Source organism: Gimesia algae (assembly GCF_007746795.1).
In the GTDB taxonomy this organism is placed as follows: Bacteria; Planctomycetota; Planctomycetia; order Planctomycetales; family Planctomycetaceae; genus Gimesia; species Gimesia algae.
In genome coordinates, this window is the sequence record NZ_CP036343.1 from 7,454,637 (window position 1) to 7,481,620 (window position 26,984).

16 protein-coding genes are annotated in these 26,984 nt (G+C 52.6%); 7 read left to right on the top strand and 9 right to left on the bottom strand.

Annotated elements, in window-relative coordinates; translation table 11 throughout:
- Window positions 1-41: 41 nt before the first annotated feature.
- Complete coding sequence (locus Pan161_RS28210) at window positions 42-2,603, top strand: family 16 glycoside hydrolase (RefSeq protein WP_145232059.1); 2,562 nt, start codon at window positions 42-44, stop codon at window positions 2,601-2,603.
- A gap of 131 nt (window positions 2,604-2,734) precedes the next feature.
- Complete coding sequence (locus Pan161_RS28215) at window positions 2,735-4,816, top strand: ATP-dependent helicase (RefSeq protein WP_145232060.1); 2,082 nt, start codon at window positions 2,735-2,737, stop codon at window positions 4,814-4,816.
- Window positions 4,817-4,824: 8 nt separating this feature from the next.
- On the opposite strand, the gene Pan161_RS28220 is transcribed toward Pan161_RS28215, so the two are convergent.
- Entirely contained in the window at window positions 4,825-6,171 is a 1,347-nt protein-coding gene (locus Pan161_RS28220) for a THUMP domain-containing class I SAM-dependent RNA methyltransferase (RefSeq protein ID WP_145232061.1), read from the bottom strand.
- 135 nt (window positions 6,172-6,306) lie between these two features.
- On the opposite strand from Pan161_RS28220, the gene Pan161_RS28225 reads away from it, so the two are divergent.
- The 3 genes from Pan161_RS28225 to Pan161_RS28235 all read left to right on the top strand — a co-directional run bounded on the left by Pan161_RS28225 (window position 6,307) and on the right by Pan161_RS28235 (window position 9,638).
- Complete coding sequence (locus tag Pan161_RS28225; RefSeq protein ID WP_145232062.1) at window positions 6,307-7,308, top strand: sugar phosphate isomerase/epimerase family protein; 1,002 nt, start codon at window positions 6,307-6,309, stop codon at window positions 7,306-7,308.
- 153 nt (window positions 7,309-7,461) lie between these two features.
- Window positions 7,462-7,881 carry a vWA domain-containing protein gene (locus tag Pan161_RS28230; RefSeq protein ID WP_232103533.1) on the top strand — a complete coding sequence of 140 codons (420 nt, stop codon included), beginning with the start codon at window positions 7,462-7,464 and terminating at the stop codon, window positions 7,879-7,881.
- A gap of 149 nt (window positions 7,882-8,030) precedes the next feature.
- On the top strand, window positions 8,031-9,638 hold the full coding sequence (locus tag Pan161_RS28235; protein WP_145232063.1) for an arylsulfatase: 1,608 nt from the start codon (window positions 8,031-8,033) through the stop codon (window positions 9,636-9,638).
- Window positions 9,639-9,824: 186 nt separating this feature from the next.
- Here the strand turns inward: Pan161_RS28235 and Pan161_RS28240 are convergent, their stop codons facing one another.
- Complete coding sequence (locus tag Pan161_RS28240) at window positions 9,825-11,999, bottom strand: cation:dicarboxylate symporter family transporter (protein ID WP_145232064.1); 2,175 nt, start codon at window positions 11,997-11,999, stop codon at window positions 9,825-9,827.
- Between the two features lie 224 nt (window positions 12,000-12,223).
- Here Pan161_RS28240 and Pan161_RS28245 point away from each other — a divergent pair, with 224 nt between their 5' ends.
- The gene (locus tag Pan161_RS28245) at window positions 12,224-12,799 is read left to right on the top strand and encodes a class I SAM-dependent methyltransferase (protein WP_145232065.1); all 576 of its coding nucleotides are present in this window, start codon (window positions 12,224-12,226) and stop codon (window positions 12,797-12,799) included.
- Between the two features lie 70 nt (window positions 12,800-12,869).
- Here the strand turns inward: Pan161_RS28245 and carB are convergent, their stop codons facing one another.
- Window positions 12,870-16,124, bottom strand: coding sequence for a carbamoyl-phosphate synthase large subunit (carB, locus tag Pan161_RS28250; protein WP_145232066.1), 3,255 nt, complete (start codon window positions 16,122-16,124; stop codon window positions 12,870-12,872).
- A gap of 702 nt (window positions 16,125-16,826) precedes the next feature.
- Between carB and amt the strand changes: the two genes are divergently transcribed.
- A complete protein-coding gene (amt, locus tag Pan161_RS28255) occupies window positions 16,827-19,478 on the top strand; it encodes an ammonium transporter (protein ID WP_145232067.1) in 2,652 nt (883 codons plus the stop codon).
- Between the two features lie 121 nt (window positions 19,479-19,599).
- Here amt and Pan161_RS28260 read toward each other — a convergent pair whose 3' ends face one another.
- From Pan161_RS28260 to Pan161_RS28285, 6 genes are all read right to left on the bottom strand, one after another.
- Window positions 19,600-20,058 (bottom strand): DTW domain-containing protein, encoded by a 459-nt coding sequence (locus Pan161_RS28260; protein WP_145232068.1) that lies wholly within the window; start codon window positions 20,056-20,058, stop codon window positions 19,600-19,602.
- An 84-nt stretch (window positions 20,059-20,142) separates the two neighbouring features.
- Window positions 20,143-20,334: a hypothetical protein gene (locus Pan161_RS28265; RefSeq protein WP_232103534.1), complete on the bottom strand. Its 192-nt coding sequence runs from the start codon at window positions 20,332-20,334 to the stop codon at window positions 20,143-20,145.
- Window positions 20,335-20,416: 82 nt separating this feature from the next.
- The gene (locus Pan161_RS28270) at window positions 20,417-22,666 is read right to left on the bottom strand and encodes a BatA domain-containing protein (protein ID WP_145232069.1); all 2,250 of its coding nucleotides are present in this window, start codon (window positions 22,664-22,666) and stop codon (window positions 20,417-20,419) included.
- A gap of 21 nt (window positions 22,667-22,687) precedes the next feature.
- Entirely contained in the window at window positions 22,688-23,593 is a 906-nt protein-coding gene (locus Pan161_RS28275; protein WP_145232070.1) for a DUF58 domain-containing protein, read from the bottom strand.
- On the bottom strand, window positions 23,550-24,620 hold the full coding sequence (locus Pan161_RS28280) for an AAA family ATPase (RefSeq protein WP_145232966.1): 1,071 nt from the start codon (window positions 24,618-24,620) through the stop codon (window positions 23,550-23,552). The genes Pan161_RS28275 and Pan161_RS28280 overlap by 44 nt, the downstream gene beginning before the upstream one ends.
- Before the next feature lie 125 nt (window positions 24,621-24,745).
- A complete protein-coding gene (locus Pan161_RS28285) occupies window positions 24,746-26,854 on the bottom strand; it encodes an alpha/beta hydrolase family protein (RefSeq protein WP_145232071.1) in 2,109 nt (702 codons plus the stop codon).
- Window positions 26,855-26,984: the final 130 nt, after the last annotated feature.

A 26,984-nucleotide genomic window follows, 5' to 3' on the forward strand; every position in this document is an offset into this window, starting at 1 on the left:
TCTTTCCGATAACGTCTTCTTCCCCTGAGGATTTTGTGCTCATGTCAATCTGTCGATTTCCCGTTTTCATTTTGTGCGCTGCCGGCCTGCTGTTCGCGCCGACAATGATTTTTGCCACTGAGAATGCCACCCCTGATAAAAATGCTCCCGAAGCCGCCCGCCTGGTGAAGGTACTCAACTCCGACGCGGATACCTACGACAAGGCGATGGCCTGTCGTCGACTGGCCGCCATTGGTGATGCTTCGGCGGCAACCGCAATCGCCAAATTCCTGGGCGATGAAAAACTGGCGACCTATGCCCGTTCCGCTCTGGAAAACATCCCCGACCAAGCTGCTGGCAAAGCGCTGCGGGACGCATTGAAAACCGTCAAAGGTAATCTGCTGGTCGGCGTGATCAACTCGATCTCCAAACGAAAAGACAAACGGGCAGTTAAAGATCTGTCTCCGCTCCTCTCAGCCAAGAACACAAACGTCGCGATCGCCGCCGCCCATGCGCTCGGCGAGATTGGTACCCCCGAAGCTGCACAGGCTCTGCAGGCGGCACTCGGAAAAGGAGATGCAAAACTGCAGCGGGAAGTCGGTTTTGCCTGCCTGATGTGTGCGAAATCACTGGCGGAAGCGAAAGACAGCAAAACCGCTGTCGCATTAACCACCGCCGTCCGCAATGCGAAACTGCCTGAAAACATCAAGCTGGCAGCGACCCAACAGGCGATCGTCCTGCAGGGCAAAGCGGGCTTGGAATTACTGACAGAACAACTCAAATCAGGCGATTTGCAGCGATTCCGCGCCGGTCTGCAGGCCGCTCAGAAACTGGGAAAAATATCCACGTCCACTCTTATCGAAACCTACCCGAGGTTACCTGAAGAGCGCAAAGCATTATTGGTTGCTGCAATGGGGACCATCCACGATCCGGTAGCCCTCCCCACGGTCATCAAAGCCACCTCCGGCGATTCTCAGGAACTGAAACTACAGGCGATATTTGCCTTAGGGGAACTGTCGCCTGCTGCGAATGACAAATTAAAGACCCAGGCGCTGGACAACCTGCTGGCACTGGTTAAACAGAAAGACGCCGACCTCGCGGGAGCGGCGGAATCGGTGATTGTCAAACTGAATTCCAGCCAGCCTTCTGCTAAGATCGAAAAACAGATTGATGCCAATATCCGCAAACTGCTGGAAAGTGAAACACGCGAACAACAGTTGGCGGGCATCAAGCTGGCAGGCGCCTGTCGTCTCAGCTCAAGTACTCCAGTCCTGCTGCAGCTGGTGAATCATTCGAACCCGGAAGTAAAGCAGACCGCCATTTCCGCTTTAGGCGGCACCACATCCCTCAACGATCTTCCCACGTTAATTAAGCTCGCCCTCACATCCGGTCCCGACTCTCCTGCCAGCCAGGCACTCATCGCCGCCTGTTCGCGGCTGCCGCTGGAAGAGACAGCACAGGCACTGGCCGGCGCCATGGCGGGAGCGACGAATGATCAGAAACTGATTCTGCTGGACCAGCTGGCGGCCATCGGAGGCAAGACGGCTCTGGACACCGTTGTGGCAGCTGCCCGCTCGAATGACGACGCGCTGCAGAATAAAGCGACCGACCTGCTGGGTAAATGGGTCACCATCGATGTCGCACCGCCATTATTGGAACTGGCGAAAACACTGGAGAACAACAAATACAAAATCCGCTCCCTGCGTGGTTACATACGCGTGGCCCGGCAGTTGAATATGACGCCGGAAGCGCGGCTGGAAGTCTGCCGCAATACCCTGGCGATTGCCGAACGCAACGATGAAAAGAAGCTGGTGTTCGAAGTGCTCCGCCGCAACCCGACGCCGCAGGCCGTCAACTACACGGTCTCGCTGCTCAAAGACAAAACGTTAAACGTACCTGCAAGCGGCACAATTGTCTCCTGGGCTGAACAGGGAACTCCCATTGACAACGATCTGCTGGCCGATGCGTTACAGCGCGTCATCGCTTCCACATCGAATAAAAGTCTCAAACAGCGAGCCAGCCAGCAACATAAACGAATTTCAGCACAGGCAAAACAGAGCGATAAAGAACTCGGCTTTCAGTCGTTGTTCGATGGAAAAACATTCAGCGGCTGGCACGGCAACGAAGAGATCTTCCATATTGAAAATGGTGAAATTATCGCGGGCAGCCTGACCGAAAAGGTTGAACGCAATGAGTTTCTCCGCTCTAACAAAGAATACGACGATTTTGAACTCAAGCTTGAATTCAAACTGCTGGGCGAGAAAACCAATGCCGGCGTACAGATTCGGACCGCGGAAATTCCCGATCACCACGAAGTCAGCGGTTACCAGGCGGACCTGGGAACCGGTTACTGGGGCTGCCTGTATGATGAATCCCGCCGTAAAAAGATTCTGGCAGGGCCTCCCGCAGAACTGCGTGATCTGCCGGTTCGTATGAACGACTGGAATAACTATCGCATTCGCTGTGAAGGTCCCCGCATTCGTATCTGGATCAACGATGTACAGACAGTCGACTTCACCGAAGCAGATCCCCAGATTCCGTTGAAAGGCATCATCGCGCTGCAGATTCATGGAAACCTGGTAAATGAAGCGCATTACCGCAATGTCCGAGTGAGAGAACTGTAATCGCCTCCTGAATCGCAGGAAAAACAGTCGTTCAGCAACATTTTTGATTTCCGCCCCTTGCGGTCACCGTCTGTCTGGCGAAAATAGAAAGAAAGCAGATCCGCAATTCTTTCGACCTCGGCGAGGCATGGATGTCAGAAATCCCCCCACAACTGGAAGACCTTTTCAAACAGCTTAATCCGGAGCAGCAGGCGGCGGCCTGTCACGATTCGGGTCCCCTGTTGATTATCGCCGGTGCGGGGACGGGCAAAACAACCACGCTTTCGCATCGAGTCGCATACCTGATTTCCCAAGGCATCGACCCCAGCCGAATTCTGCTGCTCACCTTTTCCCGTCGCGCCGCGAATGAGATGGTGCGGCGCGTCGATGCGCTGCTGCGTGCAATGGGCGCGGGTCGCGAGAATTCCGCCTCTGCCCGTTCGCGGAGCATCTGGGGAGGAACGTTTCACTCAACGGCGGCACGACTGCTGCGACGTTACGGTCAGGCCATTGGTCTGCCCGATGATTTCACGATCATTGACCGCAGTGATGCCGAAGATTTAATGAGCGCCCTCCGCAGCGAACTCGACCTGGGCAATAACGGCAAAAAGTTTCCCCGCAAAGGGACACTATTGGAAATTTACAGTCGCTGTGTGAATACCTGCTCCAAACTGGACCCAATTCTCGAACGGCATTATCCCTGGTGTCTGGAACATACCGATGAATTGAAGAAGCTGTTTCAGGCGTTTGTAGACCGCAAAGAGAAACAGAATATCCTCGACTACGACGACCTGCTGCTGTTCTGGCATGCGCTCGCCGCTGATCCCGCGGGAGGCAAACTGCTGCGAGGCCAGTTCGAAGCCGTGCTCGTGGACGAATATCAGGACACGAACATTCTGCAGTCGGGCATTCTGAAAAACCTCTGTCCGGACGGTAAGGGACTGACGGTCGTCGGCGACGATGCACAGTCGATCTATTCCTTCCGGGCCGCGACCGTGCGGAACATTCTGGATTTCCCGCAGGAATACGAGGGAACAACGCTCGTCACGCTGGAAGAAAACTATCGCAGCACACAACCCATCCTGCAGGCGACGAATCAGATTATTGACGAAGCCCACGAACGCCACGAGAAAAACCTGTGGTCGTCCAAAATCAGCGGCGAAGCGCCCTGTCTGGTCGACTGCAGTGACAACAACGAACAGGCCGACTTCGTCGTGCAGCAGGTACTCGAACACCGGGAAGCCGGGATTCCCCTGAATCAACAGGCGGTGCTGTTCCGGGCTTCACACCACAGTCTTTCGCTGGAAGTGGAACTGGCGCGTCGGAATATCGCCTATCACAAATATGGCGGCTTGAAGTTTATTGAAACGGCACACGTCAAAGACCTGATGGCGTATCTGCGACTGGCGGAAAATCCCCGCGATGCGGTCTCGGGGCTACGAGTACTGACGTTACTGCCGGGCATTGGCCAGAAAAAGGCACAACAGTTGATCAATCTGCTGGCGGAATCTCAGTTCCGCTTTGATGCCTGGTCGGAATTCAAACCGCCGGCGGCGACCGTTGAGCATTGGCCTCTGTTCGTGCGACTAATGAAAAACCTGAGTTCCCCGCAATCAGAAAAGCGGGGCATCTCGGCAGAAGTCCATCAGGTGCGCACGTTTTATAGCCCCCTGCTCGACCAGCAGTACGACAACGCCACATCGCGTCAGCGGGATCTGGAACAGCTGGAACAGGTTGCCAGCCGCTTCAGCAGCCGCATGAGCTTCCTGGAAGAGATTACCCTTGACCCACCCAGTTCCACGCAGGATGTCTCAGCAGCCAGCGGCGCGGATGACGATGATTTCCTGGTATTGAGTACAATTCACTCATCCAAAGGTCTGGAGTGGGATGCGGTCTATGTGCTGCAGGCCGCCGACGGCAGTATTCCGTCAGAGATGTCGCTGGAAAGCGAAGACGAAATCGATGAAGAACGACGCCTGTTTTATGTCGCGTTGACACGGGCGAAAAACTGGCTGTATGTCTGTTTTCCCCACCGACAGTATTTCCAGAACCGCCGCTGGAACCAGGCACACAGTTATGCCCAGTTGACGCGGTTTGTTTCTCCAAAGACGATCCCTCTGTTCCAGCGACGCCCGGCGTTCAGCGCCGATGCTTTGGATACGCCTCAGGAAGCGGAAATCGAAACGACGGCGGAAGACATTCGCAAGAATATCCGCAACATGTGGTCCGCCTGAGGTCCGCGTTATTCTTGCCTGTCGTTTGTTTCTTCGCGCGTCGCAGAATCCTCAGCTGAGGCTGACTCAGTCGATTCTGTAGGAGCCGGATTTTCGCTGACTGCTTCAGAGGGAGTGACGTTCGGCTCGGAGGCGGTTTCCTCGTCCCGCGTTTCATCAGCGTCATCTGAATTTTCTGTTGATTCTGATTGTTTACCAGCCGCTTGTTCCCAGGGTGATTTTTTGCGTGGCGGCGGAGGGCCGGGAAACTGATAGTAGATGCATTCAATCCGACCGTTATACAGTTTGCGGCGGCGGGCTTTCTGTTCGTAAATGCGTTCGAAGCCCGGGTGTGAGGTAATTACATAAATCGACCACATCTCCAGTGGCGCGAATACGCGTTTCATTTCGCGGTAAATGACTTCGGCATCTGCTTTATCGCCCAGCCGTTCACCATAGGGAGGGTTGGTAATGATACAGCCATACTTGCGGGGCGTGCTGAATTCCGCAAGGGGCTGATCCTGGAAATGAATGAACTCTTCCATGCCGGCCTGCTGCGCATGGTAGCGGGCCATGCTGATCATGGCAGGGTCAATATCGTATCCCTGCAGTCGATAGTCGATGTCCGTTCGCGCGAGCGACCGGGCTTCCTCGCGGGCCGCCTCCCACATCTCGGGCGGCAGCTGCTGCCAGCCTTCTGCAGCGAACTCGCGATTGATGCCGGGCGCCGTGTTGGTACCGATCAAGGCTGCTTCGATGGGAATCGTACCTGTACCGCAACAGGGGTCGACAAACGGCCGTTCACGATTCCAGTAGCTGAGCTGGACCAGACCTGCCGCTAATGTTTCTTTAATCTGCGCGCCGGCAGCCAGCTTGCGATAACCGCGTTTATGCAGACCCGGTCCGGTAGTGTCGATGCAGACGGACGCCTTGTCTTTCAGAATGGAGAGACTAACCGAGTACAGCGGACCATCTTCAGGAAACCAGTCTTTGATGTAGTGATCTTTGAGACGTTCGGCAATTGCTTTCTTGACTAGCTTCTGGCAGTTCTTGGGACTGTTGATTTTGGAACGGACGGCTGTGGCCCTGACAGGAAACCGGGCCGAGGGGGGCAGCCAGCGTTCCCATTCGATGTCGCGAATTTCGTCGAACAGGTCATCAAAGTCGAGCGCCGTGAATTCGCCTAGACTGAGTAGCACCCGGTCAGCACTGCGGAGCCAGAGATTGCAGTGGCAGATCGCGGCGAGATCGCCTTGAAAGGTAATGCGGCCGTTTTCAATGGTCTGCTCTTCGTACCCCAGTTGTTTCAATTCGCGCGAAACCACGGCTTCCAGACCAAAAGCAGAAGTGGCAACGAGGGTGAGCGGCTCGGACATATTCAACGGGGATCTCTTTCGATGTCAGTAAAACAGGTAAATCTGCTAGAAAAAGGGTCAGCATCAGTTCATACTACTATAAAATAGCTTTCCTCGAAATCTACAGGACAACGGATCATAAAGAAGGTTTTCAACATGCGGAATACTCCCTCCCCCTATAATCGGCTTCCCCGCCGTGATTTTCTGAAACAAACCGCCGCGCAGGTATTAACGGGTACAGCAGTCGCCGGCATACTGCAGGCTCAACACGAGCTGCTCGCAGGTGAAGATGCAAAGGCGAAATCAAAACCGGCAGCCGGTTATCAGCTGGGTGCTTTCACCAAGAGCTTCCAGGACATGCCCATCCCCGAGGTCTGTAAAGCCTTCAAGTCGATCGGTCTGGACGGACTCGATCTGACCGTGCGGCCCAAAGGACACATCCTGCCCGAAAACGCGGAGAAAGAACTGCCGCAGGCCTGTGCGGCGGCGAAAGACGCGGGCGTGAAAATCCTGTTTCTGACGACCATGATCGACGAGCCCGATAAAAACGCCGAACGCATTCTGGCGACCGCGCAGGAACAGGGGATCGATCGTGTCAAGATCGGCTACTACCGCTATCAGACCTTTGGCACACTGGCGCAGCAGTTGAAAGAGACCACAAAAAAGATCGGCAAGGTTGCGAAGCTGTGTCAGAAATATGAAATCCTGCCCTGCGTGCATGTGCACTCAAATGCGTTTCTGCCTTCGCATGGCACACAACTTTATCAGTTGATTCAGGATTATTCGCCTCAGGAAGTGGGGGCATATGTGGATATGCTGCACATGGTCAAAGAGGGGAGTGGCGACGGCTGGCGGCAGGGACTTGATCTGCTGGCCCCCTGGATCGCGCTGTGTGCGGTCAAGAATTTCTCCTGGGAACGGGGCGACGGTCGCGACAAGCATGGTCATCAGAAATGGGAAGTCAAAACGGTTCCTGTCGCTGATGGAATTTCTCCCATTCCCGACTATGTCGCCGCACTGCGGAAGCTGGGTTATGAAGGGACCTTCTCCTTGCACAGTGAATACAAAGGGCGTCACAGCTGGAAAGAACTGTCAACCCAGGAATGCCTGGATCAGACGGCCGTCGATGCGAAGTATTTCCGCTCGCTGTGGTCGTAAACAGAATCAAGAGATTGAAACGGTTCGGTGCTAGCTGCCGGTGATTTGCGGGCCTGTGTTTGGTTACCGGTGGCTAGCGCCATACCGTTTGGAATGGCGTGCCGTTTTTTTATTGAGGAAACAGGACGATTCGTGGATTGATGGAGAGAAAAAGTGGATGCATCGATGCAGAAATCCAGAGAAGAATTTGAATACTGGCTTGCTTCAATGGATGACTTTCTCGAAATGTTCATGTCTGAATTTCCAGAAGAAGAACAATGTCTTCTGGATTATTCTCCTGAATCGTTGGAGGTAGTTGAAAAATGGATCCTCTCAAATTATGAGGACACCAGGGCAGCACTTAAAATATCCGAAATTCAGCGTGTGAATAATGCTGCCTGTTATGTTGGTGAAGTTTTTCGAAAGTCTCATGGTGGTAAGTGGAGCATCCGTTTGGATGATCCGAAATTTGCTTTTTATGCACTTCCCGTATTAACCGATGGAAAGAAAACGGAATGTCCGTTATCTCTGGTGACGGCTTCAACAAATCGCAGGACGGGAACATATTTAAGAATGGTACTTGAAAATTATTGATCTACGGATCTCAAGTAATCTACTGAATTCTGTCAGTCAATTTTATTTCACCAACTGAGCGGTAAGGCGCTAGCCGCCGGTTGTGTGTGTGACAGAGCTGTTGAAGATACCGGTGGCTAGCGTCTTGCCGTTTGGGATGAGGGCTGTTTATGGTTCGGATAATCTTTGCTGCTCTGGTTGTCTGCCTGGCTACTTTCACCGCGCAGGCCGCTGACAAACCTAACATCATTCTGATCATGGTCGATGATATGGGCTTCTCGGATATCGGCTGTTATGGCGGCGAAATTGAAACGCCGAATATCGATGCACTGGCCGCTGGAGGCGTGCGGTTTTCCCAGTTTTATAATTCGGGTCGCTGCTGTCCCACGCGGGCCACGTTGATGACGGGCCTGCATCCCCATCAGACGGGAATTGGCTGGATGACCAACCCGCCCGGCGATACCCGCGGCTATTCCAAACCGCCCGCGTATCAGGGCTATCTGAACCACAACTGCGTCACCCTGGCGGAAGTGTTGAATCCGGCCGGTTATGCGACCCTGATGACGGGCAAATGGCATCTGGGCTTTAATGCAAAAGAGCGCTGGCCGCTGCAACGCGGGTTCGAAAAGTTTTTCGGCTGCGTTTCCGGGGCGACCCGGTTCTTTCACCCCGTCGCACCGCGAGGTATGACATTCGGAATTGAAGACATCGAAACCCCTCCGAGTACCACAGACCGCCGCTTCTACACCACCGATGCGTACACGGACTATGCGATTCGCTTTCTCAGCGAACATCAACAGGCAAAAGAGACGCAGAACAAACCCTTCTTTCTATACCTCGCTTACACCGCGCCGCATTGGCCTTTGCAGGCACATGAAGAGGAAATCAGGAAGTATCGCGGCAAGTACAAGATCGGCTGGGATGAACTCCGCCAACAGCGACTGGCAAAACAGAAAGCGCTGGGACTGTTGCCGGCGGGTACAAAACTGTCGCCCCGCGACACTGCGGTTCCCGCCTGGGAAACTCTGAGTGAAAAAAAACAGGATGAGATGGATCTTAAAATGGCCATCTATGCGGCGATGGTGGATCGCGTGGATCAGAACATCGGCAAACTGGTCAGCTCACTCAAGTCGAGCGGGCAGTACGAGAATACGCTGATCCTGTTTCTCTCGGACAATGGTGGCTGTGCCGAGGGGGGCGTACTGGGACGCGGCGAATTTTACGATGTGGAAATACGCAATCTCGACCACAGCAACAGCTATGGCAAAGCGTGGGCCAATGCGTCGAATACGCCGTTTCGCCTGTATAAACATTTCGCCCATGAAGGGGGCACGTCGACACCGTTCATCATGCATTGGCCGGCGGGGATTAAACCTGAGAAACGCTGGATCACAGAACCGGCGCAGCTGATTGACATTATGCCGACACTGATTGAGGTGGCAGAGGCGAAGTATCCGGAGACATTCAACGGAAATCCAATACCGGCCCTGGATGGCATTTCGCTGCGACCAGTGATGCAGGGAGAACCGCTCAACCGGAGTGAGCCGATTTTTATCGAGCACGAAAGCAATGCCTTTGTCAGAGCCGGCGACTGGAAGCTGGTAGGTCGTGGCGTTTCGCCGGCGAAAGGTTATCAGCCACAGAAGTGGGAACTCTATGATCTCAAGACGGACCGCACCGAATTGAATAACCTGGCGAAACGCAGGCGGGTGATCGTAGACGATCTGGTTCAGAAGTGGGAAGCCTGGGCAAAACGTGTGGGCGTGTATCCCAAGTGATTTCTGCTACCACGAAAAACACGAAAACATACGAATGAGACGGGCTGAGATTTAGATTCGAAGGATTGTTCTAATACAACGTTTTTTCTGACAGTTTCCTGCTCGCTGGCGCTCGACCCGAATTACATTCGGGCCTGCCCAATTTCATAGTGGCCACCATTTGGAACGCCTCTACTTCTCTTCACGTTAATCCACCCAGTGCAGGACGTTGCGGATGATGGACCAGCGTGGGGGGGGAGGGTCGATGATTTCGCCGAGGATCCAGTATTTGTAGAGGGTGTCGAAGACGCCTTCTTTCTTTTTGAGTTCGAGCCAGACTTCCATGAATTCTTCGAATTCGATGTCGTGGGCACCCAGGTAATACATGGGGACGCGAATATTTTTCTTGAAGGGATTGATCACTGAGAATTTCGGATAGAGCAGCGTCCAGGCGGCTCCCGTTTCTGCACTGGTGACCAGCAGATCGGCGTGAGAGGCGTTGCCTTCAAAGAAGTCTTCTTCCGAATTGATGGAAACAAAGGTGGCATTGGGAAAATATTCGTGGGCTTTTTCGTCGTAGAAACTGTTGGCGACGACCGCGATTTTCAGATCGGCGGAATGGCGTAATTTGTCGAACTCCAGGAAATCGACTTTGCGGAAGTCAGGCAGGACCAGTGCCAGCGTCACATCCATGTAAGAATCGGCAACGGGGAACGCGGTGGCCCGTTCGATCGTCCCTTCCAGACCGGACATGGCCAGATCGAAATGATCCTGATTCAGCTGACTGACCAGTGTTTGCGGGGTAAAGGGAACGAATTCGATATCAACTCCCAGGTCGAGTGCCAATCGATGGGCCATATCGATGTCGAGGCCGACCAGTTGTCCGCGATCATTGAAGTAGGAAAAGGGAAGCCGCTTGGCGTCGAAGCCCAGCCGAATGGTCCCCCGGCGGCGGATGCGATTGATGCGGGTTTCGGCGGACTGAATGGGATCGGGGTTGGGCGCGGATTCTTTTAGTACGATCTCTTTGACGCCGGGAAAGAGCAGCTGGCGATCGGCGATCAGTGCCTTGGACTGGTAGACATCCTTGAAAGTGTAGTTGAGTACCGCATGAATGCTGGCAATGACAACACCCGCGACACACAATGAAAACAGCGACCACGAGATGAACCGCTTCCATTGAATCTTCAGCGTGCCGGAAAGCGAAGCAGCGGCGAGGATCGCGAAGGAAAACAGGTAAACTGAACGCAGGGCATCCCCCAGACGGGTGGTGTAGATGCCGACCGCAAGATAAAGCTGGAAAATATCGTGGGGAATGTGCATCAGGTCGAGCAGCCAGGGAATGGTGACGGCTGGCTTGGCGAAGGAACCGGCCATTCCCAGCGAGAGGAAGCGGGGATATTCTTCGGGCAGCATACTGGCGCCATAAAACCAGGCGGAAAAGGGAATAAAAATCAACCCGATAATCCGCCCCAGATCGGGAAAAGGAAAGACGAGCGGAATGAGGACATCAGGTGAGCCTCCCGTTTCATCTTTTTCCAGATGATAGCGATCCAGAATTTCGCGGGCCGCTTCGACGATGAGAGGCAGAACGGCAAAGGTGCTGCCCAGCACAAACGAGGCGATGACCGCAGTCTGTGAGACTTTGAGCGCATCCCAGTAGCGCACCGGAGTGCAGACAGAGATCAGCATCGGGAGAATGCCGACCGCCAGCAGGAGCGTGGCGGCAGAAAAGGTGATGAGGTAAGCCTGTAGCAGTCCGAATTTTTCAAAGGGGAGCGTGCCCATGGCATAAGAGACGATAGCAAATATCCCGATGGGCGAAACATGGACGATCATACGATTGAGCCGCATCAAAGCGTTGACGGCGACGGACAAGGGTTCAAGCAGGCGTTCGCGTTTGGGAATGCCACTGATGGCGATGCCCATACCAATCGAAAACAGTACGACGGCAGGAACCGCATTATTGGCGAGTGAGAAAAAAGGATTTGAGGGGATGAACAGGTCATAGAGGCTTTCGGTCTTCGGTCCATCAATGATACTGGTACTGAAGAATGCGCCTTTCTGCCAGAAGGGAAAGGAGAGCGACATCAAGCAGACACTAAACAACCCGATACACCAGAGAATCAGCAGCAGCACGATGACAGTAAACGCCATGTTGCGAGTCTGTCGGATTGAGATGCGGCCCAGATTTAAAATCAGCGAGAGTGTGATGTAAGGTAAAACCGTCATCTGCAGCAGACCGATGAAGACATCGCCGACCGCTTTCAGGGGGGAACACAGGTCGCCAAAAAAGAGTCCGCACATGATCCCCAGCCCCAGACTCGTTAGAATCCAAGTGGTCAAGCCGGGCTTAAAATGTGACAGAGTAACTTTTCCCATTCGCCAGATCCTTGAGCACACAGGTATCAGGATTTTGAAAATGATCCTGTCTTAGCGCAAATCTCGATACTTGTCGTGGATAAATTCTTGCCGGAAGTGTATGGTTCCCTTGAAGATACCGTTCCTAACGTAACCTTCACAGTGAGTCCGGACAATCATTGTATTCCTCCGAATCTGGATTCTTAACAGAAAACCCTTTCTATCACCAGACTTATCGAATCAGCATGTCCTTTTCCATCACGTATCATAGTCAGCAGTTCAGTTTTGACACGACGCCTGCACTGTTTTCTCCCAAAGGCCTGGATCGAGGAACCGAGGCGATGCTCTCCACGGTCACTTTTGCGGCGGGTGAACGAGTGCTGGATCTGGGCTGTGGATGTGGCGTGGTGGGAATCCTGGCTGCAAGCATAGTCGGTGCGGAAAATGTCGTGATGACAGACGTCGATGCAGACGCAATACTCATCTCACAAAGGAACGCGGAACGCAATGCCGCCCGAAGCGTGACGGTTCTACAGAGCGATGGTTTTCGCGATCATGGGGAAACCGACTTCGACTGGATCCTCTCTAACCCGCCATACCATGAAGACTTTTCCGTCGCCAAGAATTTCATTATGAAGGGATTCAACCGGTTGAAGATCGGCGGAAAGCTGGTGATGGTCACACGTCGACGGCTGTGGTACCAGAAGAAACTGACCAGCATTTTCGGCGGGACCGAAGTGCATGAAATTGACGGTTACTTTGTGTTTCATGCCGAGAAACGCCGCGACAGTTATGCGGCGCGGAAGCGCCGCAACCGGTAAAGAATCTGTGAAACAAGCTGACGGAAATTCAGGGAACATCCGGAGAAAGATAATCCCTGATACCCGTGAATCACATATCGGCCATCCAGTCCTGCAGGGCACGGACCTGGGGAGTCGCATCTTCGGCGAGTGCTTCCAGCGCTTTGACGACCGCCAGACAGCCGGGGATCGTGGTGACGCAGGTGACGCCGTACGAAACGGAAGCTGAACGGATTTTACCTTCGTCGGTTCGTGATCCTTTGCCGCTGGGCGTGTTGAAGATGAACTGCACTTCCTGGTTGGCCATCATGTCCAGCAGGTTCGGTCGTCCTTCTTTCAGCTTCTTGACAGTCGCCACTTCAAGGCCTGCTTCTTTGAGGACACGGGCAGTGCCTGACGTCGAAACAATTTTGAAACCCAGTTCGATCAACCGTCGCGCCGGTTCGATGATCATGTCCTTGTAGACATCAGCCATACTGATGAAGACCGTGCCTTCGGAAGGCAGGCTGGTGCTGGCAGCGAGCTGACTTTTGGCAAACGCCATTGCGAAACCATCCGAGATGCCCATAACTTCTCCGGTCGAACGCATTTCGGGTCCGAGGATAATATCAACGCCGAGGAAGCGGGAGAACGGGAACACACTTTCCTTGACGGAAGTATGTTTGGGTACGGGTTCTTTTGTGATTCCCTGTTCAAGCAGCGAAACTCCCGCCATCACTTTAGCGGCGATGCGCGGCAGGGAAATTCCAGTCGCTTTGGAAACAAACGGCGATGTCCGGCTGGCACGGGGATTGACTTCCAGGATGTAGACCTTGTATTCGTCATCGGTCTTTTTGACAGCGAACTGAATATTCATCAGCCCTCTGACTTTGAGCTCGCGTGCGAGGGCGTGTGTGGCGCGTTTGATTTCATTGATGACCGATTCAGGGAGTGAGTGTGGCGGAAGCACACAGGCCGAGTCACCGGAATGCACGCCGGCTTCTTCGATATGTTCCATCACACCACCGACCAGAGTGGTAATGCCATCCGAGATGGCGTCGACGTCGACTTCGATCGCATCTTCCAGGAAGCGGTCGACGAGAACCGGATGATCGGGAGAAGCATTGACGGCTTCATTCATGTACCGCACGAGCGATTCTTCATCGTAGCAGATTTCCATGGCGCGACCGCCGAGTACATAGCTGGGACGAACGAGAATCGGATAACCGATTTTGTTAGCGACGTTGCGTGCGCTTTCGGTATCTGTGGCGATGCCGTTGGGAGGCTGATGCAGTTCGAGCTTTTCGAGAATCGCCTGAAAACGTTCACGGTCTTCAGCGGCGTCGATCATTTCAGGGCTGGTACCGATAATGTTGACACCGGCGGCTTCGAGACCACGCGCCAGGTTGAGTGGCGTCTGTCCGCCAAACTGCACGATCACACCATCGGGCTTCATGCGGTCACAGATATTCAAGACGTCTTCAGTGGTCAATGGTTCGAAGAACAGATGGTCCGAAGTGTCATAGTCGGTCGAAACGGTTTCGGGGTTCGAGTTGACCATGATGCTTTCGATACCGAGTTCCTGCAAAGCGAAGGAGGCCTGGCAACAACAGTAATCGAATTCAATCCCCTGCCCGATACGGTTCGGTCCGCCGCCCAGAATCATGATGCGGCGTTTGTGATCGGGATTCGCAGGAGTTTCGTCTTCCTGCTCATAAGTGGAATAGAAGTAAGGTGTAAAGGCTTCGAATTCCGCGGCACAGGTATCGACCTGCTTAAATGTTGCTTCAATACCGAGCCCTTTGCGATACTGGCGGACATCCATTTCGGTTGAATCAAGCCAGAAGGCGAGCTGTTTATCCGAATAGCCGGCCTGCTTGGCTTTTTTCATGGCGGCATAGTCCATGTCCTCCAGGCGGGAAAGCTGACGCATTTCGTCTTCCAGTTCCACCAGTTGCCGGATGTGATTGAGGAACCAGGGATCGATGTCGCTGAGCTCGTGAATCTGCTCGGTTGTCATTCCCAGTTTGAACGCGTAACGAATATAGAAAACTCGATCTTCGTTGGGAACCGAAAGTTTGGACTGGATCGTATCCTTCGAAGGTTGTTTGGGAGTCCCCCACAGATCTTTCTTTCCGCCTCCCAGTCCAAAGTGACCGATTTCCAGGCCACGCAGTGCTTTCTGCAGTGATTCTTTGAAAGTACGGCCGATGGACATGGTTTCGCCGACCGATTTCATCTGCACGGTCAGAACCGGGTCAGCATCCGGAAATTTTTCGAATGTCCAGCGGGGGATTTTGGTGACGACGTAGTCGATGGTTGGCTCGAAACAGGCAAAGGTTTCGCGTGTGATGTCGTTTCGAATTTCGTCGAGTCGATAACCGACGGCCAGCTTCGCGGCAATTTTAGCGATCGGGAAGCCGGTTGCTTTGGAAGCCAGCGCACTGGAGCGGCTGACGCGGGGGTTCATTTCGATAATCGTCATGCGTCCCGTATCGGGATTGATGGCAAACTGGACATTGGAGCCCCCGGTTTCGACACCGATCTCGCGCATACAGGAGATCGTGGCATCCCGCATCCTCTGGTATTCTTTATCGGTCAGTGTTTGTGCCGGCGCGACCGTGATGGAGTCACCGGTATGCACGCCCATGGGGTCGAAGTTTTCGATGGCGCAGATGATGACAACATTGTCAGCCTGATCGCGCATGACTTCCATCTCGTATTCTTTCCAGCCGAGGATGGATTCTTCGAGCAGCACTTCATTGACAGGTGACAAGGCCAGACCACTACGGACTTTTTCATCGAACTCTTCGCGATTGTACGCCACACCGCCCCCGGTTCCCCCGAGTGTGTAGCTGGCACGAATGATGATCGGCAGGCCGATATCTTTCATGGCTACGTTGGCTTCTTCCATGTTATGCACAACGGAGCTGCGGGGGCAGTCGAGGCCGATTTTGGTCATTGCTTCTTTGAACTGATCGCGGCTTTCCGCTTTGGCGATAACTGCTTCTTTGGCACCGATGAGTTCCACGCCCAGTTGATCGAGAATGCCACGCCGGGCAAGATCCATCGCGGCGTTCAAACCGGTTTGACCACCGAGGGTCGGCAGCAGGGCATCGGGTTTTTCGATCTCGATGACTTTCTGAATGTACTGCCAGGTAATTGGTTCGATATAAGTGCGATGTGCTGTTTCCGGATCAGTCATGATCGTGGCCGGGTTCGAATTTACCAGTACGACCTCATAACCATCTTCTCGCAGTGCCTTACAGGCCTGGGTTCCGGAATAGTCAAATTCACAAGCCTGGCCGATCACAATGGGGCCGGAACCAATGATCAATATTTTATGAATGTCGTCGCGTCTGGGCACTTTCTCGGATCACTTTCACAGCAAATGTACATTATTTTCTGGCTCTGAGACCTTTCTCTGCGCAAATCTTCCCAACGTTAACAAGCACACCAGAATAATCAAGCAAGGCAGACCAGAAAGTACCAGAACCGGCTTTGAAACGTCGTCAATCTGAAATCACACCGGTATGAACAATGCCTGACACTGACAGCAGTGAGATTCTCAAGCCAGTTCCACCAACCTGGATACTTTTGTACGGTAATATTATGAGCCAGCATTGCCTTTAGTAACATGCATCGCGAGCTGCAGCAATAATTCCTTTTATTGCTTCCTTTCAGAACAATAAAACCGGATGCACGCTTTAAGCCGGTCGCAATGGCCTGATCTGTAGCCGATGCATTTCTCTAAGTGATGATTTAGAAACTCTTTGTTTTAAGGGAGGGATTTTACCCCTCTCTTTCGTTCATCAATACAGGATAAAACCTTCCCCTCCTTATGGATAAAGGGATTTCACGCATATTGCTCTGTCGGGTGAACAGGTAATGTGATTTTGTTGATCTACGACACATGTTGACAAAAAAGAACATAAACTTTTTCTGAATGAAACGATGCTCTGTTTTATTCCCAAAACTGAAAATCTTCCCTGAGTGTGTGCGTGAGAACACGTCCGGAAATTCAGGAAGTTTAAGATAAACTGCTTCGTCAGATACATGAGTCGAAATCATGGAACTCCATCAACAAATTGACATCCTCTGGATTTTAGTCTGCAGTATTTTTGTCCTGTTTATGCAGGCGGGTTTCTGCTGTCTGGAATCTGGTCTTTCGCGCTCTAAAAACAGCATCCACGTCGCCATAAAAAATATTGTCGATGTAAGTATTGTGGGAATTCTGTACTGGATTTTCGGATTCGGGCTGATGTTTGGTACGACCACCGGTGGTTTGATCGGCACCACTCATTTTCCGTTCACGAATTCAGGTTCCGATATATTTCTATCCGCGTTTTTCCTGTTTCAACTGATGCTGTGTGCGACAGCCGCCACAATCGCTTCGGGTGCCTCTGCCGAACGAATGCGTTTTACCGCTTATTTGATTCTTTCGATCGTTCTGGGGGGAATCATCTATCCAGTGTTTGGACACTGGGCCTGGACCAGTCATTTTGCGGGAAAAGCGCCCGGCTGGCTGGAGTCACTGGGATTCCGGGATTTCAGCGGTTCGACAGTCGTGCATTCCCTGGGCGCATGGGCTGCGCTGGCATCGATCATGATTATCGGGCCTCGTATTGGAAAATTCGATAAACGGGCCGGTTCAAAAAAATTACGAGGTCACAATCTGACGCTGGCCACGACCGGGGTCTTTGTTCTCTGGATGGGCTGGTTTGGATTTAACGGCGGAAGTGAATTTGGTTTTACATCACATGTACCACAGATCTTTATTAATACTTTTCTGGCTTCTGCCTGTGGTGCCGTCACTATGCTGGTGTGGCAGTTCTATCAGCGGAAACAGATCGAAATCGAAAACATTCTGAATGGTCTGCTGGCAGGTCTGGTCGCCAGCAGTGCCAGCTGTGATGCGGTCTCACCGGCATCAGCCGTGGTGATTGGAATTATCGCTGCGATCGTCATGGAAGCGGGTGTCTGGGTTCTGGAGCGATTCCAGCTTGATGACACGATCGGAGTCATTCCCGTACATGGTTTTGCTGGTGTCTGGGGCACACTGGCAGTCGCATTGTTTCTTCCTGCAGAACTCCTGTCGCATTCCCGATGGGAACAGTTTCTGATCCAGGCATTGGGTTGTGCCGTCTGCTTCATCTGGTGCTTTTCTTTCTGCTGGGTCACTTTACGGGTCATCAGCCAATTTGTTCGACTGCGTGCGACCAAAGATGAAGAAAAACTCGGTCTGAATATGGCAGAGCATGGTGCCACTTCTGAAATGTATGACTTGTTGAACCTGATGGAACTGCATATTCAAGGCGATTCCGATCTGGAAGATGATATGGACGAATACAGCGATGTCAGCCTGATTGCAAAACAATACAACCGTGTTTCGCAAGTACGGGATCTGGCCTTAAATGAGCTGAAAGACCGGACGGAAAATCTGGAATTGACCCGCCACGAACTGGAAGAAAAAGCAGCACGCTTGAAACAGGCCAATTCAGACGCAGAAGCAGCATCACGGGCCAAGAGTGAATTTCTGGCAAACATGAGTCATGAAATCCGTACGCCAATGACAGCCGTCCTGGGATACACCGATTTGCTGATTGAAGAAAGCTGGGGACGTCCGGGCAGCATTCAATTACTGGATGTGATTAAACGCAACGGGAATTATCTGCTGGAACTGATCAATGATATCCTCGACCTCTCGAAAATTGAATCTGGAAATCTGACCATCGAAACCATTCAATTTTCTCTGCTGGAAAAACTGAAAGAAATTCAGTCTCTAATGAAAGTCCGGGCCGAACACCGGGGGTTACACTTCAAGCTGACATTTGACGGTACAATCCCCATTCAGATTCAGAGTGATCCAACGCGGCTCAAACAGATTCTGATCAATCTGATTGGAAACGCGATCAAATTCTCGCCGGATGGTGGCAAAGTTTTAGTGGAAACAACGTTTTTGAACACCGCTACGGATAATCCACTGCTGGAATTCAAAATCCACGATACGGGGATCGGCATGACCGCCGAGCAGATCGCCATGCTGTATCAGCCATTCGTCCAGGCAGATTCTTCTACCACACGCAAGTTTGGAGGGACTGGATTGGGGCTGGCTATCAGCAAGCGTCTGGCTGAAATGCTGGGTGGTAATCTGACATGTGAAAGTGTGCCCGGTGAAGGGACCGTCTTCACACTGACCATTGGTATTGGTAAACCGGACCCACTGAAGTTTCATGAAAATCCACAGTTAGACTTCAAACAGATTCCAGTGATCCAGCGGGATCCGGGACTGTCTGATGTTGATTCAGAAACCATGATTACGGGAACCTGTTCGGTACTGCTGGCGGAAGACGGTGTTGATAACCAGCGTCTGATTTCCACGCTGTTAAAAAAAGAAAAAGCCCATGTAGTGCTGGCTGAAAACGGTGACATTGCAGTCCGCAGGACGTTGGATGCCGCACAACAGGGTAAACCATTTGATGTCATTCTGATGGATATGTCGATGCCGGTTCTGGATGGATATGGGGCAACCAGAAAACTGCGTGAACTGGGAATCAAAACTCCCATCATTGCTTTGACCGCGCATGCCATGACCGGGGATCGGCAGAAATGTATGGACGCCGGCTGCACGGATTACGCGACCAAACCGGTTAACCGCGAGAAGCTCCGCAATATCGTGCTGAAGCATCAATGTCTCACTGAGACAGAGCCTGTGGCTTAGATCGCACCACATTTAACTATAGCGTCTCTCAATCTATTAAACTCGGTCCAAATGGACCTGGAGACGATACAGTAAGTAAAAGTGAACGCCGGCTCGTCTTTCGCGTGAAAATTCTTGCGAATTACGTCAGCTGATCGCGATTCAGTTCCAGAAAGCGATCTGCCCAGTAGTACCCTTCCAGCAGTCCCGTTGTATCCAGGCCCATCAGATAGTACGCGATATAAATCGCTTCGATGGTGGCTAGCCCGGTCGTGGGATCTTCGAACTGTTTGGAGACGCGGGGGTAAGCCGTTTTCCAGTCAGGCAGGCTGCGTACGGGCAGCTCCTGGTAATCGGGTTCCATTTTCTCTGCCAGCCGCCAGGTTCCATCCAGAACCAGCAGGCCGGAGCCTGCGTCCGCCGGACTGATCAGCGGGCCTTCCAGCCCCAGGCGTACATATCCCTGAATGCTGTCGGCTTCCTTACGGGGGTACTTCCAGAAGACAAATTCTTCATGAGTACGCAGCGGTTGCACGGTGCATTTACTTTTGCGTTCTTTGGGGTGTACCACGATGACTGTGGGAGGATGTGAGCCGGTCACTGCTTCGGTCTTATCATCTAATGTGCCCGCATTTGCATTTCAGGCGCAGTTTGTGAATGGATAGAGATTACACAGGAAACCGGTTCAGGAAGCTTCCTGGACTTTTTTGATCAGCTCTTCCTGGGCGGCAATTTCCTGTTCGAGATTTTTGACTTCCTGGGGATCGTCCATCTGCTCTTTGGCACCGGTTAATCTCTGTCGCAGTTTCTGAATTTTCTGACGGGCTACGTCAATCTGTTTTTTCTGCTTCTTATTCAGGCTCATTGGGGGCTGCATTTCCTCTTCTTCAGGATAGGAATCACGTTTGGGACGGGTCAGTATATCAGAACGGAATAGAAAATTACAGACTCGCTGTCCGTTAGCGCAGGAAAAACAGGCTCAGACAGGAGATCAGCATGACCGCCAGAAACGTCAACGCGCCGGCAGAAAACCGCCAGAGCAATAACTGTTCGACCACGATCAGAGCCAGCACTGTCAGCAACAGGTTTTCAGCCAGCCCTGCCTGTGAACTGCGTTCTTCCGGCACTTCTGCCAGCTGACTTTCAGTTCCTTCCGGCCGACGAAAATATTGAGGTGGAACAACCTGTGGTCCAATATGATTCAAATTACTTTCCTGCGGAGAAACATTCACCGCATAGAGCGTATTTTCTGTCGCAGCCGACTCCCAGTCCAGTTCATAGATTCCCGAGAGCAAAGTCTGCTGGAAGGTAATCGTGCGGGACTCATCCTTGCTGTCGAGGACACTTCTGAGTGGATACTTTTCCTGGTCGGGCGCGACCATCTGGGGAGTGAGTGTCAGCTGGTTTTCCTGAGTCATGATTTCCAGAGGCTGCCCCACCCGGACCTCGCGACTGCCCCATTTGCCCGTCGCGACGTATAGCACGAGTTCATTCACCATCGGCGGAAAACTGGGCCAGATTGCCCACGTCCCCCAGAGCCGATCGAGCGAGGTGGTAATCAGAATCACTTTTCCCCGCCCGAGTGAACCTTCGAGAATTGCCGGATCATTCGTATCATAATTCAAAATCAGCCGCGTATCGGGATCGGGGGGAAGTTCTGTTTGAAAGTATTCGTAGATATGCGTGGTTTCCAGACCGGCGTCAGGATTTCCCTTGAAGATTTCAATGACAGGATGCTGATACTGCAGAGGATCAAACTCAAACAGTGTGGTATGCTTGCGGGCATCCCCTCGACGGTCCCGTAATTTCAGGGATAACAGCCCCTGCTCTGGTTGGAAGATCGTCTGGTTATAATTCTTGACGTTCACCTGCTCGCCGAGGCTGAAGATCAACCCGCCTCCGCGTCTGACATAATGCTTTAAGAGATCGCGTTCATGATCGGTAAACAGCGCGACATCACAGATGACGACCGCGTCGTACAGGCTCAGCTCGGTGGTCGCCAGTTCGCCTTCATTGATCACATGCGGTTTGATAATTCCCTGCCAGGGTTGCTCCTGCAGCGAGGGAGATAAAGCCAGTTCCAGAAAATCTGTCGCGCGGCCCATGGCTTCGGTCGAACGCCTGCCATTGACCAGCAGAACATTGATTTCTTTTTTGACCGGCATGACCTTCCAGCGATGGTTGTCCAACGGCAGTCGATCATCGGCAAGTCGGACTTCCAGTCGATGATCGCCAACACGGGTAAACTGGTGGGTAAAATCCGCTTGTGTGTCGGTACTCGCCGGCAGGTTCACCTGCTTCTGATTGACCAGTTGCTGGTCCACATACAACTGTAGATTGACATTATCCTGATTCAGAAGACCAAAATTATGCAGGGTGACACTCAATCGAACCGGCTGATTCAATGTGGCAAATAATGACTTGCTGTTAAAATCGACGATGGCAAGATTCGATTCTTCCGTGGCGCCCACATCTTTGAGAATCAGCGTCGCTTTTTTTGATAATGCTTCCATCAAGGACAGGATGCGTGAATTTCCCTGCTCCGCCATCTGAGGGGACCAGCTCTCCGCCTGGAAATCGCTGATGACAATCACCTCTTTATGCGCCAGTTCCTGTGCCTGTCCCAGAAATTCCAGCGCCGCCTGCAGCGCCTGCCCTGCATTACCAAATTCCTGTGTCGGTTGCAGTTTCGAAAGTTCCTCGAGAACATAGGCCTGCTGCCGAGAAGGACGGGAAATCAGTTTCTGTGGTGAAGCGCTGGAAATCTGAATCAGTTGAAACGCGTCTCCCTGCCTGGAAGCTGACACAATCGACCGCGCAATTTCTTTGGCCTCCTCAAACAGGGACTCTTCCTCTCCCTGCCAGCGCATGCTGAAGGAAGTATCCACGACCAGAATCCGATGAACGGGTGCCGCAGCTTCAAAAAAGGCACCTTGCAGTGACCAGTAGGGGCGTGAAAATGCAACCGCCAGCAGCAGCAGGATCAGACACCTGACAAGCAGAATCAACAGTTGCTCGAAGCGCACCCGCCGGGAATATTTCCGGGTCGCCGCCAGCAGAAACTTCATGGCCGCCCATTCGGTTTCGATGAACTTCCGCTTATGCAGCAAATGGATCAGGATGGGAACTCCAGCCGCCAGCAGTCCCATCAGCAGCCAGGGACTGGCAAATCCAAATGCGAATACGGGCTGAAAATACAATGCGTTCATGAAATTTCGAATCAATGTAATCTAAGAGCCCACCCGTGATTGACGGTGTGAGAGGAAAGTTGACAGCGCCAGATCCAGAGTCTGATCGGTACGAACCAGTCCGTAATCCATATTCAGATCGCGACAGCCACGCTGCGCTGCTTTCAGAAATTTTTCAAACTCTGCCTGGTAGGCTTTTTTGAGTGAGCGTGGTTCCGCCATCTGTTCCGGCTGATTTTCCAGTCCGCGAAAAAGGACCGGTTCCTGAAAGGGGAAGTCCTGTTCCGCGGGATCAATCACCTGTAGCAGGCTGACATCATGTTTGCGGTGACGGAAATGTTTTAACCCCAGCATGACCGAATCGAGATCATCAAACAGATCGCTGATGATAATAATCAGACTGCGGCGGTTGATGCGTTCCGCCAGTTCGTGAAAGACCTTGCCCAGCCCAGATTCACCCGACGCTTCCGTATGTTCCAGGGTGTGATAAATCTGTTTCAGATGGGTGGGCTGACTGGCCGGCCTGAGAAAATCGACCACATGATCATTGACCGTACACAAACCGGCGGCATCCTGCTGTTTGAGAACCACATAAGCCAAAGCGGCTGCGACCAGACGGGCGTATTCCCACTTGGAGAGCGCAGTTCCCTCGGAACGGTACCGCATGGATTCACTACAGTCGAGCAGCAGATAGCAGGTAAAATTGGTTTCGGCTTCAAACTGCTTAAGATAGTAACGATCCGATTTCGCATACACTTTCCAGTCAACGTAGCGCAGGTCATCGCCGGTCGCATATTCCCGATGCTGTGCAAACTCGGCGGAAAAACCATGAAAGGGGCTTTTGTGTGCGCCCGAAACATAACCTTCCACAATCTGTCGCGCCGCCAGATCCAGATTCTGAACTTTAGCGAGCGTCTGCGGATCTAAATACTTGCGGTAATCGTCCATCAAGTTTTTCCTGAGAGGAGTCGACCGGGATGAGTTGAATCAGTCGATCCACGATTTTATCGGGAGTCATCCCCTCGGCTTCCGCATTGAAGTTGGTGATGATGCGATGCCTGAGCACGGGATGCGCGACAGCGCGGATATCGTCGGTGCTCACATACATCCGCCCGTGCAGAATTGCGCGGGCTTTTGCACCCAGTACCAGATTCTGGCTGGCGCGGGGGCCGGCCCCCCAGCTGACAAACTCGCGAATAAACTCAGGGACTTCTTCCGCCTGGGTATCGCTGCCGGGAATGATTCGTGTCATGCGGGCGAACTGCATCGCATATCGAATCACATGATCGGCGACTGGCACTTTGCGTACGAGTGACTGAAAGGACAACAGCTCATCCAGATCGAGTACTTTTTTCACCGAGTAAGATTCATCAGAAGTCGTCTGTCTGACAATCGCAAACTCTTCTTCTTCACTGGGATACTGAACGTTGATCTCGAACATGAAACGGTCGAGCTGTGCTTCCGGCAGGGGATAGGTTCCTTCCTGCTCGATCGGGTTTTGAGTCGCCAGTACAAAAAATGGAACCGGGAGTTTATGTTTTCGTCCGCCGGCCGTCACCTGATGTTCCTGCATCGCTTCCAGCAGGGCGGCCTGTGTTTTGGGAGGCGTGCGGTTGATTTCGTCTGCCAACACGACGTTCGAAAATATCGGGCCGGGCAGAAATTTGAAATCACGATTGCCCGTACTCTTATCTTCCTGAATCACGTCGGTACCGGTAATGTCGGCCGGCATGAGATCGGGGGTGAACTGAACGCGATTAAAGGAAAGATTAAGAGTATCCGCCAGCGTATGGACGATCAGCGTTTTCGCAAGCCCGGGAACGCCGACTAACAGGCTGTGCCCGCCTGCCAGCAGGGAGATTAATAATTCTTCGACCACTTGCTGCTGGCCGATAATCACCCGATTTACTTCCTGCAGGAGTCGCTGATATCCCTGGTGTAGTTTTTCAACGGATTCCAGATCGGAAGTTTCCATCGTAGGATCGCTGCTCACAATGATGCCAGTTTCTTGTTCAGAGAAAAGAATGAAGCCCGCCGGTGTTGACTTATACTATTGTGACGGGCGGACCCGGGTAGATGCAAGGCTGTTGCCAGGAGTTCTCAGCTGTCAGCGCCTTTTGCCCCCCAGGGAGCGATTTGAGTAAGGCCTTTACTCCCTTTCAGTTCAGCATAGCAGTCTGGCATATCAAAGACGGTCAATACGTTCGGAACCAGCGTGGATAAAGGCCACTCGTAATGCTCAGTTTCTGCAATATCGCTGAACGAGGTCAGTGCATTTTTCAATGTGATCTGTTTTACGTGCGGCGAGAACAGGGCAGCGAATGTCGCCGGCAATGCGCCCCAGCCGCGACCGATCAGATGGATATCGGTATGTCCGTTGGCTGCCATCCAGTCGAGGACTCTGAGCACGTCAAATGTTTTCTGACCGACATATGGATCATCCAGCATAACTGCATGGGCCGCGTAAAAGTAATCGCTGCCATACGGAGTGAAGAAGGAATTCGCATTCGTGGTGTCCGGCATCGATTCCCCGACTCCACGCACATCACAAGTATATAAAATGCGTTTTTTGTACTGACTGGCAGTTTTCAGAAGTGGCTCTTCCCGTAATTCTGCATCGGAAGAGACATGGGAGATATACAGAGTCGCCTGTTTGCCGGCGTCTTGAGGCGGCCTGGAATAAAGTTTCTCATCAGACACACGATAGACGATTGCCTGAATGCCCGGTTCTGTTTCCACGGCATAAGCGATGGTATTTTTCAGCGGATAATTTTTGCCACCCCGGTTTCTGAGGATGCGATAATCGGGTGTTCCCTCGATATGTTTTAAACGCAATGTTTCCGCGACCGCCGACTGCAGGGCAGCGCCCGTTTTTGGTTTTCGCTCCGCCGCCAGTGCTTTCGAATGCTCTGCCGTAAAAACATACAGAGGTTTGGAACCGATGTCCGCGACAGAACCTTTCGGCGTACACCACAGTGTTTCATCTTTCTCGATCACCAGTTTCGGTTCCTGGGATTCGCTGGAAACACCGGTCGCCTGGTTAAACCATTCATACATGGCTTCGCGATTTTCCTGCGAGTAGCCATGATAAGTGGGACCCACGAACAGCGACACGTTGTCTTCATGGCCCAGCAGTTTATAGAGTCGCTTCAGCCTCAGATACGCTTCCCGCGCGCCCCGCACATCAAAAAAGTCGCGTTCTTTACTGAGAATGCGAACCGGTTTGGGTGCCTGTGCTGCCAGGAAGTCGGCGTGATCCAGTTCCAGCGCCAGCGCTTTAGGCGGACACTGTTCTGTATCAGCGGGGAGTTCGTTCTCCATGTTGCGGCGGAAGGTGGTGACGAAACAACTGGGAGCCGCCATTGTCCAGCGTGGCTCGACACCACACAGCCAGGTGGTCATGGTCCCGCCTCCCGAATTGCCGGTGACACCGACCTGGTTTGGATCGACTTCTTTGCGGGTCAGCAGATAATCGAGAGCACGGATTCCGTCCCAGGCGCGCCACATCGCCAGATTTTCACCGACCAGAAACTGCTGATTCCCGCCATGCAGATGTTCGCGGACGCCGACACCGACCGTGGATTTGAGATCGTCCCCGCTGTATTGAACCCGTTCCCCCTGGCCGATGGGATCGAAAATTAATACGACGTAGCCTTTGCGGGCGAGCCCTTGAGAGAATGACTGGTAAGCGGTCTCTGCTTTCCCGTTGTGCGAATGTCCGCAGGTTCCCACGACGCCGGGCGCGGGTTTGGTGATGCCTTTGGGAACGTACAGATTCGCAGTGACCAGAAATCCGGGACGGCTTTCGAAGATCACATTTTCGATCGTATAGGTATCACGGTCGGTTGTCCTGGTGATTCGCGCGTTGAGCGGAGTGCGTTCGGGTTCAGGGCCGAACGATTCGCGAATGCGTTTTTGCACCGAAGCCACATAGTCTTCAGCGTCTGCTTTGGTTTTTAAAGCGTCAAGACGCTGAATGGTTTTGGCTTCCTGTTGCCGGACACGTTCGACAAAGTATTCCTGCACCATTCGCGGGAAGCGGTTTAATGTCTCTATTTTTTGATCTGCAGCCGCAGGGGCCGCTACCAGTTCATGAAGTACCAGATGATCTAACAGACTCAGGCCAGCCAGGCTGATCCCTCCTGACTGTAGAAAAGACCGTCGTGTGAGAGAGGCGAACTGGTCGATCGACTGATTTGGGCCCGACATGCAGTATAATCCTGATGAATTGATAATTTATGATGATATCGAAATGAAGGGGCATTCGCGTTGTCAGCCAGTGAAAGGACTGAACACGATGACAAAGCACCTGAATTTCATAAATGATTGCCAGCAGCAG